We start from the raw sequence: 12,615 nt of genomic DNA on the forward strand, positions 1-12,615 counted from the left end.
AGCTGTCAACTTCCAATGGACTGATGATGAGTTAAAATATGTGCCTAACCAATACCATAATTATCCTGTTGTTGGTGGGTGGTATGGTTCTCAAGATGGCAGTTATGAGGAATTTATTGCATCCGAACCGGATATTGTAATTGAATCTATCGATGAAGGTGGAGATGGCGATTTGTCAACAGTTAAAGAACGTCAGGATAAATTTGGTAAAATTCCTGTTGTTGCAGTAAATGATACAACAAATGTTGAAAAGATTGGGGAATCAATAACATTTATGGGGGAAGTTGTTGGAGCACAAGACAAAGCAAAAGAGCTCAATGACTTCAACAATAAATATCTTGATATGGTTCATGATAAATCATCTAAATTATCTGACAGCAATAAAAAAACGGTTTATTATGCTCAAGGTGATGACGGTCTTCAAACCAATCCTTCACATTCAACCCATGGACAACTTATTGATTTGGTCGGTGGAAAAAATGTTGCAGATTCTGTCAGTCAGGGAAATACGACAGCTGGTGTTCAGGTTTCAATGGAACAGGTAATAAGCTGGAATCCTGATAAGATTATTACAAATGATCCTGAATTCTATTCACATGTTTATAATGATTCCAATTGGGGCAAAATCAATGCGGTCAAAAATAAGGAAGTTTACCTGTCACCGCAATCTCCTTTCAAATGGTTTGATAGGCCTGTTGGAGCAAACATGATTATTGGTGTGCCATGGACTGCAAAGGTTCTTTATCCTGATGATTATAAGGACATCAACATGAAAGATGCAACCAAAGAGTTTTATTCCAACTTTTATCATATTGATTTGAGTGATGATGATGCAAAACAAATTTTATTAGATTCAGGACTTAAGGAATCAAATCTGTAGTGGTTTTATGGATAAAGAAACAAAAGAGATTATAAGTATCATACTTTTAATCTTTTTTCCAATAATTTTGTTTTTCGCTTCATTTTTAATAGGGAGATACCCAATAAGTCCCATTGATGTAGTCAATACAATATTGTGTCCAATATTTCCACAATTGGAAGTGAACTCTACAATAACAACAATTGTTTATGAAATAAGGCTTCCAAGGATTCTTGGAGCAATTGTCGTTGGAGCATGTCTTGCAATTTCTGGAGCTGCATTTCAGTCAATATTCAAAAACCCTTTGGTATCCTCTGATTTGCTCGGAGTTTCAAACGGTGCTGGATTTGGGGCGGCATTGGCTATTTTGTTAAGTGGTGCAAACATTGTCACCCAGATATTTGCATTTGTCTTTGGATTGATTTCTGTTGCAACTACTTATTTGATATCAAGAACTTATAAAGCCGGTGGGATACTAGTTTTGGTTTTATCTGGAGTTGCAATATCCGCATTTTTCAATTCATTAATTTCTGCAATTAAGTTTATAGCAGATCCTGATGATAAACTGCCTGAAATTGTATATTGGCTAATGGGCTCTTTGGCTTCCATAAACGCTGACAAATTGCTCATGATTTTAATTCCCGTAATCATCGGCCTTGTGATATTGTTGCTTTTGAGATGGCATATGAATTTGCTTGCAATGGGTGATGAGGAAGCACAGTCATTAGGTTTGAACCCTTCAAGAATACGATTGCTGATAATTGCCGGTTGCACATTGTTAACTTCAGCTGCAGTTTCCATAAGTGGAATCGTCGGATGGGTTGGTTTGATAATACCTCACATGGCACGTATGATTGTAGGTCCTGACAATAGGGTACTTCTTCCGGCTTCTTTGAGTTTGGGAGCTAGCTTCTTATTGTTGATAGATAATATATCAAGGGCAGTCATAGCGATTGAAATACCAATAGGCATTTTAACAGCAATTATTGGTGTTCCAATATTTTTATACTTACTTAAAAGGGGTTATTCAGAATGGTCGTAGATACAAAATTGTTTGAAGTAAAAAATATTTCCTTTTCATATGATGATGAGGAAATTTTTTCAGATATCAGCTTTTGCATTAACCAAGGTGATGTATTATGTATTCTGGGACCAAACGGTACTGGAAAAACCACATTAATCAAATGTCTCAATGGATTGCATGAAATTGGTTCTGGTGAAATTCTCATTAATGGTGAAAATATGAAAAAACTATCATTTAGGGAAATTTCAAGGCATATTGGTTACATTCCTCAATCGCATGTACCTTCTTTTCCATTTAAAGTATTTGACGTTGTGTTGATGGGGAGAGCGCCTTATCTTAATTTAACAGATTCTCCTAAGGAGGAGGATGTTAAAATAGCTGAAGATACCTTAAAAACTTTAGGAATTGAAAATCTGAAAGATAAGGAATATACCAATTTAAGTGGTGGTGAACGTCAGCTGGTGTTTTTGGCTAGAGTCTTATGTCAAAAACCTGACATTCTGATACTGGATGAGCCGACTTCACACTTGGACTTTGGAAATCAGATTAAACTTCTTGAAATTATTGACAATCTGTCAAAAAGTGGATTGGCGATTATAATGTCGTCACATTTTCCTGATCATGCATTTTTAAGCTCAACAAAAGTAGCAATCATGAAAAATAAAAAATTCATAGATTTTGGAGCGCCTGATGATGTTGTAACTGAAGATAACTTAAAAAAGGCTTATTCAATTGATGTTAAATTAATGGAATTGGATGATAAAAGAAAAGTATGTGTACCAATGAAAACAAATTTAAAACTAGATTTATAAGGTGATATTATGAATGAAAAAGATTATGATGAACAATTGGCAAAAGCCCGTGATTTTCACGGCCATATTTGCGGGGGAATTGCAATCGGAACAAAACTTGCAATGTATGGGCTGGAATTGCTTGGAATGCCTTTAAATGAAAGACACAAAAACCTGATAGTATTTTTGGAAATAGACAGGTGTATGTCTGACGCAGTTCAATCAGTAACTGGATGTTCAATGGGTAAAAGAACATTGAAACAAATGTATTATGGTAAATTTGCAGCAACGTTCTACAATCAGGATACTGGCGAAGCCTTAAGAATTACTGATGCAGATGCAAACAAGAAATTCAAAGATGAAGAAACAAAAGATGAAATGATTGCTCGTTTCAGAAGAACTCCTCCTGAAGAGTTGTTCAGTGTTCAAAAAGTAAAAATTGAATTGTCAAGAGGTGATATGCCGGGTAAACCTTACACAACCACATTCTGTTCGGTTTGTGGTGAAAAGGTATCTGACGGTCGCCATAAGCTCATAGGTGGAAAACCTGTTTGCAGGTCTTGTGCTGAAGGTTCCTATTACGAAATTATTGATGAATGATATTGCTATTTTTTATTCATCATAATTTTTCTTATTTTTAAGTTTTAATCAAAATTTTTTATTTAATCTATTAAATACTTATTTTATTTATTTAATTTTACTTATTGGCAATTATTTGTTTATTAATTTATTTTTAAATTATTCATTACGATATGTTTATATATTCATGTTGATTAATATTTAATTGTATAAAGAGTATAGGTCGGAATAATGGATTTAATTGGGGGGTATTTAATAGTAATGCTGGTATTGTTTACAGGCAATATTGCATTATTGATGGGAAACATTAAGATCAACAATTTAAAATTGATTGCAACTTCAATACTTTTTTCTATCGTAGTATTTATAATATTAAATGTCTCTGTTTACTTAAATATATTCATAGTGGATTATTTTAGCTACATTTTTCTAATCATTTCACTCATATTATTTTTCGTAATTTTCTATTTCATTAGAAACAATAACTTCAAACTTGCATTGTACTCTGTTTTGGCATTGTTTATCATTTCATTGACATTGTTCTGTTCACAAACAAGTTTAAATTATTTAGAAATGATTTTATATTCTTTATGTGTATTTATTATATTATTTGTTGTTTATCAACTTTCAAAATTATTGCATCATGCAAAAAGGCAATATTCTGTAATAATTGGGGAGTATATGTGCTTATTTTCTATATTGACATTAATTTTTGCATTGACATATAACTCTACTTTAAATTTGGATTATTCGATGTTCAGTCCATTTTTAATTTTAACTCCTACATATCAGTTAATTTATGTTATTATCGCAATTATTGCTGTTTTGGTCATTGGTGTGTTCATAAATGATAGTAAAGGAGGAAATTCATGATAATTCAAGGAACTGAAACGTTAACTTCATTAATTCACATTTTATCCGAAAGCCTTTTAACTCCTGTTATTGTATTGCTTGTAATTTCAATTGTGATTGTTATTTTGTCTTTCGGTGGTTTAATTAATGAATATATTTCTAGAAAACCAATCAAATCTAAAGATTTGGAAGATTTGATAAGGAAAATTTCTTTTTCAACTAATGTCAATCAGATGAAAGAAGAGATTGCAAATAGTAATCTGTTTGATTATCAAAAGGAAGTTTTGACAAGAATTGCAGATAATTATGATATTGGTCCTGATGCAAGAAAAGCGTTAGCCAGTGAATTAATCTCTGCTCAAGAAACTAGATTGATTAAAAAAACTAATAAGACTGATATATTGGTTCGTGTGGGTCCTAGTTTGGGTCTTTTAGGTACATTAATTCCATTGGGTCCTGGACTTGCTGCATTAGGCAGTGGAGATATTGCAACTCTTGCAGAATCTTTGACAATTGCTTTTGATACTACTGTTACTGGATTGACTGTAGGTGCGCTTTCTTTTTTAATTTCAAAATATAAAAAGCAATGGTATGAAAGCGAATTGATTGATGTTGAAACTGTTGCTGAAGCGGTGCTTGAAACTATAAACAAATGGTGATTTGGATGCTTAGAAAAAGAAGAAGAATTTCGGAATCTGTTGATGATGATCCGATGAGTGGTTTAAATAACCTTTCAGATGCAATGCTAGTCCTTGCTTTAGGGTTTTTGATTTTTGCAATCATGGCGTTGGCTGTCAATCCGGATATGATTACTCAAACTCAATCAACTAAAGATGTTTCAACAGCAGACACATTTTCCCAAAATTACACTAATGCTAGTGGGATGGAAGACAGTGGATACAGTGAAGTTGGAAAAGTATATCAGGATCCGACTACCGGCGAACTGGTAATGGTGTCGAGCTAATATTTAGGAGTAATTTTGCTCCTAAACTATCATTTCATATACATGTCATTAATTTTAAATATTTTTTTTCAAGCAAGGTACAATAATTTTAATGTGGGATATTTTTAAAGTCGATATTGAAGGTATTTCATATCAAATAATTAATCGATAATTTGGTTTAATTAATTTTGGAACCGCACTCGCTACATGTTTTTGTTTGGAATTTTACAACTCCTCCACATTCTGGACATGACCATTTTTCCATATCTTGCACCATCATTTTGCCGATTCCTGTTGTCTTAATGCGTTTGGCACTTTCAAGTGTGTTTAAATCATGCCTTTTGACATATTTTTTTGAGTGCTTTTTCATTATGGGGCATGGAAACTCACTGCATCTGCCACAATAGCTGAAATTCTTTTTATCAAAGCAATTTTTTATTTTACACTTTAAACTGGCTTTGCTTTTCCCATCATCACCTATTAAGCATCCTGCACATGGATTTTGATATTTTTCACAGCTAATGCAATTGATGCCGCATGGTGCAAGTAATTTTGAATCGATTTCATCAGGCATTTTCATAAGTTAGTCCTCCTTAAGAAAGTTATATACATAATTTTAAGGTTTGTTAAATTTAAAATTTTCTTTAAAGGGTAATTTTTTCTTATTTTTACGATACCTTTATAAATACATAAAACAAATATTTGATTACTGTTATTTTATAGCAGTGCTAAAATACTTTTTTTGGGGATAAGTTCCCATATGGATGTGGCCCTTGTGGCTGAACAAAAAGGTGTTATTTATGTATAAATATATTAGAGACGCATGGAAAAACCCTGATGAGTCTTACGTACGTGAACTCATGTGGGAAAGAGCTCCTAAATGGAGAAGACAAAAAGCAGTTCAAAGAATTGAAAGACCAACTAGACTCGACAGAGCTAGAAGTTTAGGTTACAGAGCTAAAAAAGGTTTCGTTTTAGTAAGAACCAGAGTAAGACGTGGTGGAAGAAGAAAAACCCGTCACTTCAACGGTCGTAAACCTAAAAGAATGGGTGTAAACAAAATTACCCAAGCAAAATCCATTCAAAGAATTGCTGAAGAACGTGTAGGCAAAAAATACCCTAACTTAGAAGTTTTAAACTCTTATTGGGTATGGTCTGACGGTAGATATAAATATTATGAAGTAATTTTAGTAGATCCACAAAGTCCTTCTATCATTAATGATAAAAAAATCAATTGGATTTGCTCCAAAAAACACACTAACAGAGCTCTCAGAGGCTTAACTAGTGCTGGTAATAAAGGACGTGGAATCAAATCTAAAGGAAAAGGCTCAGAACAAGCTAGAAGAAGAAAAATTTAATTTTTCTTCATTCCTTTTTGATTAAAATGATTCATAATATAAAATTCAGGGCTTTCGTTTATGAAAATGAAAGTATTGATGAAATAACTCAATCTATTTTAAATATTCTTCCTGAAGCCGATATTGAAGCTGAAGAGGCTGAAGGATTGCTTGAAGATAAAATAATAATTTTATCTGGTGTTGTATCCAAAAAAAGATACACAAAGACTTTTTTTAAAACACTTTTGGACAGTGTTGATTTAGAAAAATTGAATGATGATTTAGAGCTTAAAATCGATGAAAAAGGTAACTGGTTTTTAAGATTCGATAAGGATGATGCTCTTGATGAAAAATGGACAATTCTGGATAAGGGTGATGCGATTCATCTTAAGGTTAAAATTGCTGCATTTCCTGCAAAAAAACAGATTGCAGTTGACAAGGTGCGCGAAGCTATTGAAAGCCATTCATGATTATTCATTTAAATGTGGTAGTTGCAATTTCTAAGCCGCATTCATCAATCATATTTAAAATTTCTTTAAATATTTCATATTTTAAAATATCGTTTGTTACAAGACTGTTTGCACCTGCATCGAGGTAATATTTACCATATTCCAGTTTATATTGGGAAAGTGGAACTGTAATGGTAATTTTTGGATACATTATACGTGTAATTGCAATTGTCTTTAGATGTTCCATAAGGGGGATAATCTGCTCTTCTTTGGTTGGAAGATCTGGGTATGTATTGTAATTTATGATAGGTATTTCTTCAAGTGTTCTATAATTGCTTAAAAATCTTAGATGTTTTAATCTATCTGGAATCTCTTCTCCAATTCCCAAAACTAATCCTGATGATAATCCTATTCCGTTTTTGGAAATGTTTTGACAAAGTTTAATTCTTTGAGTTAATGTGTCTTTTGGATGATTGTTTAGGAATACTTCATTATTCACTGTTGATAGGTTACAGCAAATTGTATCAACACCTATATTGGACAATTCTTCAATTGATTCAAATGAAAATTCTCCGCTTATGCTTACATGTGTCTTTAGGTTTGTATTTTCCTTAACAAGTTTACAGGCATTTATAACGTCTTCATCAGTTTCATATTGTCTAAAAAAATTCACTCGAGGAATATCCAATTCTTCGCTTCTTTTAATACATGCTAATAACTTTTCGCAAGTTTTATCTTTAATTGATAATGTTGGAGTTAATAAGACTTTTTTAGAGTATTTGTCTCGAATGGTTTTGGCTGAATTTAGCAATTGATTTATCTTATTTTCATCTTCGAGTGTAAGCAATTTTTCATAGTCTAAACTGGAAAGGTTTTTTCCTTTTTGACATTTATCCAAAATTGCATCGACCATATAAAACACCTGCTTTTTATTTTATTCTTCGTAATTTATTTCAATTTTTAAAATAATGTAATCTCCAATTGTTGCAATATCTTCGTAATTAATTTTGGTGATATTTGTACTAGATAGTATGTTCTTTTTCAATGCAATGTCTAAAGTTTTTATTTCACCTGTTTCATTGTCAAAATCTGCATTATCTATTCTTCCAATATCATTTGCATTTTTGTCTAATACTTGTTTTAAGAAAAGTTCTTTGATTTTCATGTTTTCACCTAAAGTTATAATTACTTTTTTTAACATATAATTTAATAGTAATATTATTTTGAATATTATTTAATTTAAACTTTTTTCATTTATAAAGTTATGTATGATTAAGGTGATATTTTGGAAAAACAAAGTAAATATTTAATAATTATACTTTTGGCCTTTGTAGTATGCATTAGTGTTTTCTGGTACCAATATAATAATAATGTTTCAACATTTATAATGATTAATGAGACAGAAGTGGCTCAAAATGGAAGCTTTTCAGGGATGTTGGTGGATGCTTATGGTCAGGGTGTAGCAAACAAGACAATAACTTATCATAAGCCAGGTTATCAAATGGGAACTTTGGTTGATGTAACAACAAAGGATGATGGTAGTTTTACAATTGATAATGCACAATATCTAGCCAATGCAAGTGATGGAAACTATTATGGTGATTTCACATTTGCTGGTGATGGTAAATACAAGGAATGCAGATATGAAGGTAATGTTACTGTCGTTGCCAAGTGAAATCATGTCATGTCGGCTTAAGCACTTTATCTTAAATGTGCAAGAATACCAGGACTTCCTTAAGTCATGATGAATTGCACTAATGTAGGCACTACTTTTCTAATGCTTTTTGATGAAATTTAAATAATAAGATAACAAAAATAATAAATGACAATGATAAAATCAAATTAAACTTTTTCAAAGATGACCAAGTTTAAAAAGCAATATTAATTAAATATTTCTGAACCTTTGGGGCAATGGGGATTGCACGGTAATCCTATACTCATAAGAGTATACGGCTCGTGAAGTAAGAATCCTCAAATCTATAAAGTTGAGGTAGTTCAATTCAAGTTCGGATGGTTAAATATCAATATTTAGTGAGATAAAGGGAATGGCATTATGAGTATAGAAAAAGATCAAAATGAAACAGTAACTGGAAGAATCAGAAAGATGTTTTCATTATCAGAGGATTCGGCATCATATAAGGAAATCCGCACACGTCTCTTGGATGGTGGGCAAGTTACCGGAACAAATATGTGTGTTCTTGTATGTGCAATGGTAATTGCTTCTGTTGGTCTCAATATGAGTTCAACAGCAGTGATAATTGGTGCAATGCTGATATCACCTATAATGGGAAGTATTCTTGCTTCCGCATATGCAACAGTGTCTGGAGATTATCCTCTTCTTCGAAAACATGCGTTGGGTTTTGGTGTGCAGATTGTAATCAGTGTTTCTGCAGCAATGATTTATTTTTTCCTCTCTCCGGTTAAAGAACCAACAGTAGAATTGCTTGCAAGAACATCCCCTACTTTTTTTGATGTTCTAATAGCATTCTTTGGTGGACTTGCAGGAATCATCGGACAAACTCGTGATGACAAAGTGAATACTGTTGTTCCAGGTGTTGCAATTGCAACTGCTCTTATGCCGCCTTTATGTACCTGTGGCTATTCGATTGCAAATGGAAGATGGGATATGCTCCTTGGAGCAGGATATCTATTTATTCTCAATGCTTATTTCATTTTCTTGTCAGCGGGAATTATTCTTAGTGTTTTGAAAATTCCAAAAAATAAGGATATTACACAAAAACAATGGAAAATACTTCGTTGGAGAATGGTCCGTAATACTATTATCATTGCGTTACCAAGTATCATTGCGGTTTATGCGATGATTCAATAGTACTGTATTTTGGATTACTTTCAGGTTAACAACTAATGTTAACTTATTTTCTTTTTTTTCTTTGGCAAAATGATAATTTTTTTAATACATTAAGTCAATATTTTTAATCATGAAAAGGATTTTTAAATTCATTGAAAAATATTTTTTCATAATAGTCTTGCTGGCTGTTGTTATTTCTTTAATTTATCCAAATGCATTTCTATGGGTTTTAGGTAATTTCAATGGCATAAATATATTGAATTTGCTTTTGGGTATAGTTCTTTTTACAATGGGAACTACTTTAAAATTAGGGGACTTTGTTAATGTATTTAAAAATCCAAAAGAGATTACTGTGGGTATTTCGGCACAATATGTTATAATGCCTATTATTGCATTTCTTCTTGCAAGAGTCTTCTCTTTAAATGATGCATTAACAGTCGGGCTTATTTTAGTCGGAACTGTGCCTGGAGGAACTGCTTCAGATGTCATCACATTTCTTTCCAAGGGGGATGTGGCATTATCTGTGTCTTTAACTGCAGTGTCTACTGTTATTTCACCAATTTTAACTCCATTGATTACTTTATTGCTAATAGGCAATCAAATTAATTTCAATCCTGTTGACATGTTTATTTCAATTATTGAAATTGTCATTATTCCAATTATTTTAGGAATACTGTTAAATTACAGATTCCCTGATTTCTGTGAGAAGTTGAAAGATTATTTACCAGGAATATCTTCAATTGTAATTTGTTTGATTGTTGCAGGTGTAATTGGTGTTAACAAACAAGCTATCTTGACATCTTCTGCAATAATAATTATTGTTATTGTTCTGCAATATTTCCTTGCAATGTTTATTGGATTTGGAGTTGGCTATTTGGCGGGAATGGATAAGAAACAGATTATTACTGTGGCCATTGAGTTGGCTTTTCAAAATTCTGGATTGTCTACAGGTCTTGCAAAGACTCATTTTCCAAACTTGTCTCAAGCAACGGTTCCGGGTGCACTCTATTCTGTTTGGCAGAATCTTGCAGGATCAATTCTTGCATATGTATTTAGAAGATATCTATGATTTGTTTTTGTTGATTTTTTAGATAATTTTAAGTCTTAAACATTCATTTCATTATTCGGAATCATTTTCATCAAAAAAACTTTATTACGATTAAATTATAAATATTATATTTAGCATTTATTTCAATAGTCTTTTTTTTTTGCTGTTGTCATATAATTGCGGACAATATTTTTTAATAATTAAAAGGAGATTGATTATGAATTATATGAAAGTTCTTGGAATTTTATATATAATATTGGGTATAATTTTCATGGTTTGCCCAATAGTTAGTGCAGAAGTGGTGTCTCTGATTGCAGGAATATCATTGATGGCATTTGGATTCGCCGCTATTATTGATGGATTTTCTGCACAGAGTCGAGCGACACATCTTTCAGCACTTAAAATATTGCTTGGAATTTGTGCAGTAATATTTGGATTACTATTTGTTTATAAAATAGACGCATTATCTTTCCTCGTTGCATTCCAATTTTATTTAATTTCATTTGTAATGATATTGATTGGTATAATTGGTGTTTTGTTAGAATCCGAAACAATGTCAAAAGTTGCAGCTGCTTTGATTTTCATCTTAGGTATAATATCTTTTTTCATTGCAACATTCGCAATCGCACAACCGTTATATACTGCAATTCTAGTTGGAATATGTCTGATTATGGAAGGTATAATTTGTTTTGCAACAGATGTTACTGAAATAAACTAATTTCGTGTTGAACCTCCCTCTGGAAGGGAGGATTCAAAAACACTTTGAAATGCCTCAGTCAATGATGTTGGGGATTTTTTAATCATGAATTCTATGCTTTAAAGAGTATAGAATTATCGTACTTTATTTTTTGTATATTTTTGCCATACTTTATCGTCATCACTTGCTGAAACCTTATTGTCAGCCATTACTCCAACCAGATCATGGGCTATGTAAGGTTCTTCAAGATAATTCATGTCTTTTGAGGATAATTTTAAATTCACTGCATTAACTGCACCATCTACATGATGCATTTTAGTTGCACCGACTATAGGTGAGGTAACTTTTTCTAAAAGCCAAGCAAGTGAAACTTCAGTCATTGAAACATCATATTTTTCTGATATTTCATTTACTCTTCTGATTATTTCTAAATCTTGTGTTTCTGTGTTTTGATATTTCAGTTTTGCATAGAAATCTTCCTGTAATCTTTTAGAATCTTCACCAGGCAACCTTGAGAGCCTTCCGGATGCAAGTGCGCTGTATGGGGTTAATGCAATATTGTCAGTTTTACATAATGGGAGCATTTCACGCTCTTCTTCACGAAAAATTAGATTGTAATGGCCTTGAATGGATACAAATTTACTAAAATCATTTATTTCAGCTAAGGCATTTGCTTTTGCAAGTTGCCAAGCGAAACAATTGGAAATACCAATATATCTAACCTTTCCTTCTTCAATCACTTCGTTTAGACCTTCCAGAATATCATAAAGGGGAGTATTGTAATCCCACATGTGATAAATGTATAAGTCTATATAATCCATTTGAAGATTGTCCAGGCTTTTGTTTACAAGATTATGGATATGTTGCTGACCTGAAACATTGTTTTTAATGTCTTCTTCAGTTCTAGGCAGGAATTTGGTTGCAATTACAATATCTTCACGATTGGCATGCTCGTCAATTGCTTTTCCAAGATATTGTTCAGAAGTGCCGTTCTGATAACCGATTGCGGTATCATAAAAAGTTATTCCATTCTCCAATCCTTTTTTAATCACTTCAATTGATTCTTTTTCCGGTAATGTCCAGGTATGCATTCCTATTGTTGGATCGCCAAAACCCATACATCCCATACACACTCGACTAACATTAAGGTTTGAATTTCCAAGTTTAATATATTTCATGATTATTATTTTTTAAGAAATTACTTTAAAAACATTGTTAATTAAATTT

17 protein-coding genes are annotated in these 12,615 nt (G+C 32.2%); 13 read left to right on the forward strand and 4 right to left on the reverse strand.

Annotated features, from left to right (window positions below):
- The 7 genes from QZN45_RS02040 to QZN45_RS02070 all read left to right on the forward strand — a co-directional run.
- The coding region (locus QZN45_RS02040; protein ID WP_296810765.1) for an ABC transporter substrate-binding protein at positions 1 to 880 on the forward strand (880 nt) is incomplete at its 5' end.
- A 7-nt stretch (positions 881 to 887) separates the two neighbouring features.
- Entirely contained in the window at positions 888 to 1,901 is a 1,014-nt protein-coding gene (locus tag QZN45_RS02045) for an iron ABC transporter permease (RefSeq protein WP_296810768.1), read from the forward strand.
- Positions 1,892 to 2,695, forward strand: a complete 804-nt coding sequence (locus QZN45_RS02050) for an ABC transporter ATP-binding protein (RefSeq protein WP_296810770.1) — start codon at positions 1,892 to 1,894, stop codon at positions 2,693 to 2,695. Before QZN45_RS02045 ends, QZN45_RS02050 begins: the two co-directional genes overlap by 10 nt.
- A 6-nt stretch (positions 2,696 to 2,701) precedes the next feature.
- Positions 2,702 to 3,274 carry an FmdE family protein gene (locus tag QZN45_RS02055; RefSeq protein ID WP_296810866.1) on the forward strand — a complete coding sequence of 191 codons (573 nt, stop codon included), beginning with the start codon at positions 2,702 to 2,704 and terminating at the stop codon, positions 3,272 to 3,274.
- 210 nt (positions 3,275 to 3,484) lie between these two features.
- Complete coding sequence (locus QZN45_RS02060) at positions 3,485 to 4,126, forward strand: peptide ABC transporter permease (RefSeq protein ID WP_292605599.1); 642 nt, start codon at positions 3,485 to 3,487, stop codon at positions 4,124 to 4,126.
- Complete coding sequence (locus QZN45_RS02065; RefSeq protein ID WP_296810774.1) at positions 4,123 to 4,764, forward strand: MotA/TolQ/ExbB proton channel family protein; 642 nt, start codon at positions 4,123 to 4,125, stop codon at positions 4,762 to 4,764. The genes QZN45_RS02060 and QZN45_RS02065 overlap by 4 nt, the downstream gene beginning before the upstream one ends.
- A gap of 5 nt (positions 4,765 to 4,769) precedes the next feature.
- Positions 4,770 to 5,069: a DUF2149 domain-containing protein gene (locus QZN45_RS02070; RefSeq protein ID WP_296810777.1), complete on the forward strand. Its 300-nt coding sequence runs from the start codon at positions 4,770 to 4,772 to the stop codon at positions 5,067 to 5,069.
- Between the two features lie 157 nt (positions 5,070 to 5,226).
- Here the strand turns inward: QZN45_RS02070 and QZN45_RS02075 are convergent, their stop codons facing one another.
- Entirely contained in the window at positions 5,227 to 5,628 is a 402-nt protein-coding gene (locus QZN45_RS02075; protein ID WP_296810779.1) for a DUF3795 domain-containing protein, read from the reverse strand.
- A 220-nt stretch (positions 5,629 to 5,848) separates the two neighbouring features.
- Between QZN45_RS02075 and QZN45_RS02080 the strand changes: the two genes are divergently transcribed.
- Both QZN45_RS02080 and QZN45_RS02085 read left to right on the forward strand, forming a co-directional pair.
- Positions 5,849 to 6,406 carry a 50S ribosomal protein L15e gene (locus tag QZN45_RS02080; protein ID WP_296801925.1) on the forward strand — a complete coding sequence of 186 codons (558 nt, stop codon included), beginning with the start codon at positions 5,849 to 5,851 and terminating at the stop codon, positions 6,404 to 6,406.
- 26 nt (positions 6,407 to 6,432) lie between these two features.
- Positions 6,433 to 6,855: an RNA-binding protein gene (locus QZN45_RS02085; RefSeq protein ID WP_296810782.1), complete on the forward strand. Its 423-nt coding sequence runs from the start codon at positions 6,433 to 6,435 to the stop codon at positions 6,853 to 6,855.
- 4 nt (positions 6,856 to 6,859) lie between these two features.
- Here QZN45_RS02085 and QZN45_RS02090 read toward each other — a convergent pair whose 3' ends face one another.
- Positions 6,860 to 7,747: a radical SAM protein gene (locus QZN45_RS02090; protein ID WP_296810785.1), complete on the reverse strand. Its 888-nt coding sequence runs from the start codon at positions 7,745 to 7,747 to the stop codon at positions 6,860 to 6,862.
- A gap of 21 nt (positions 7,748 to 7,768) precedes the next feature.
- Positions 7,769 to 7,999, reverse strand: a complete 231-nt coding sequence (locus tag QZN45_RS02095) for a PRC-barrel domain-containing protein (protein ID WP_292605586.1) — start codon at positions 7,997 to 7,999, stop codon at positions 7,769 to 7,771.
- Positions 8,000 to 8,119: 120 nt separating this feature from the next.
- Here QZN45_RS02095 and QZN45_RS02100 point away from each other — a divergent pair, with 120 nt between their 5' ends.
- The 4 genes from QZN45_RS02100 to QZN45_RS02115 all read left to right on the forward strand — a co-directional run bounded on the left by QZN45_RS02100 (position 8,120) and on the right by QZN45_RS02115 (position 11,409).
- Complete coding sequence (locus tag QZN45_RS02100) at positions 8,120 to 8,509, forward strand: hypothetical protein (RefSeq protein WP_296810789.1); 390 nt, start codon at positions 8,120 to 8,122, stop codon at positions 8,507 to 8,509.
- A gap of 378 nt (positions 8,510 to 8,887) precedes the next feature.
- Positions 8,888 to 9,664, forward strand: a complete 777-nt coding sequence (locus QZN45_RS02105; RefSeq protein ID WP_296810791.1) for a DUF389 domain-containing protein — start codon at positions 8,888 to 8,890, stop codon at positions 9,662 to 9,664.
- A gap of 109 nt (positions 9,665 to 9,773) precedes the next feature.
- A complete protein-coding gene (locus QZN45_RS02110; protein ID WP_296810794.1) occupies positions 9,774 to 10,712 on the forward strand; it encodes a bile acid:sodium symporter family protein in 939 nt (312 codons plus the stop codon).
- 196 nt (positions 10,713 to 10,908) lie between these two features.
- Positions 10,909 to 11,409 carry a DUF308 domain-containing protein gene (locus tag QZN45_RS02115; protein WP_296810797.1) on the forward strand — a complete coding sequence of 167 codons (501 nt, stop codon included), beginning with the start codon at positions 10,909 to 10,911 and terminating at the stop codon, positions 11,407 to 11,409.
- Between the two features lie 113 nt (positions 11,410 to 11,522).
- On the opposite strand, the gene QZN45_RS02120 is transcribed toward QZN45_RS02115, so the two are convergent.
- Positions 11,523 to 12,566 (reverse strand): aldo/keto reductase, encoded by a 1,044-nt coding sequence (locus QZN45_RS02120; RefSeq protein ID WP_296810800.1) that lies wholly within the window; start codon positions 12,564 to 12,566, stop codon positions 11,523 to 11,525.
- Between the last annotated feature and the right edge of the window lie 49 nt (positions 12,567 to 12,615).

Source organism: uncultured Methanobrevibacter sp., from assembly GCF_900314695.1.
In the GTDB taxonomy this organism is placed as follows: Archaea; Methanobacteriota; Methanobacteria; order Methanobacteriales; family Methanobacteriaceae; genus Methanocatella.

Bases quoted from the DNA above. Each gene is read 5' to 3' on its own strand.
- QZN45_RS02045 (WP_296810768.1), top strand. From the start codon at position 888: ATGGATAAAGAAACAAAAGAGATTATAAGTATCATACTTTTAATCTTT.
- QZN45_RS02050 (WP_296810770.1), top strand. From the start codon at position 1,892: ATGGTCGTAGATACAAAATTGTTTGAAGTAAAAAATATTTCCTTTTCA.
- QZN45_RS02060 (WP_292605599.1), top strand. From the start codon at position 3,485: ATGGATTTAATTGGGGGGTATTTAATAGTAATGCTGGTATTGTTTACA.
- QZN45_RS02065 (WP_296810774.1), top strand. From the start codon at position 4,123: ATGATAATTCAAGGAACTGAAACGTTAACTTCATTAATTCACATTTTA.
- QZN45_RS02070 (WP_296810777.1), top strand. From the start codon at position 4,770: ATGCTTAGAAAAAGAAGAAGAATTTCGGAATCTGTTGATGATGATCCG.
- QZN45_RS02075 (WP_296810779.1), bottom strand. From the start codon at position 5,628: ATGAAAATGCCTGATGAAATCGATTCAAAATTACTTGCACCATGCGGC.
- QZN45_RS02080 (WP_296801925.1), top strand. From the start codon at position 5,849: ATGTATAAATATATTAGAGACGCATGGAAAAACCCTGATGAGTCTTAC.
- QZN45_RS02085 (WP_296810782.1), top strand. From the start codon at position 6,433: ATGATTCATAATATAAAATTCAGGGCTTTCGTTTATGAAAATGAAAGT.
- QZN45_RS02090 (WP_296810785.1), bottom strand. From the start codon at position 7,747: ATGGTCGATGCAATTTTGGATAAATGTCAAAAAGGAAAAAACCTTTCC.
- QZN45_RS02095 (WP_292605586.1), bottom strand. From the start codon at position 7,999: ATGAAAATCAAAGAACTTTTCTTAAAACAAGTATTAGACAAAAATGCA.
- QZN45_RS02105 (WP_296810791.1), top strand. From the start codon at position 8,888: ATGAGTATAGAAAAAGATCAAAATGAAACAGTAACTGGAAGAATCAGA.
- QZN45_RS02110 (WP_296810794.1), top strand. From the start codon at position 9,774: ATGAAAAGGATTTTTAAATTCATTGAAAAATATTTTTTCATAATAGTC.
- QZN45_RS02115 (WP_296810797.1), top strand. From the start codon at position 10,909: ATGAATTATATGAAAGTTCTTGGAATTTTATATATAATATTGGGTATA.
- QZN45_RS02120 (WP_296810800.1), bottom strand. From the start codon at position 12,566: ATGAAATATATTAAACTTGGAAATTCAAACCTTAATGTTAGTCGAGTG.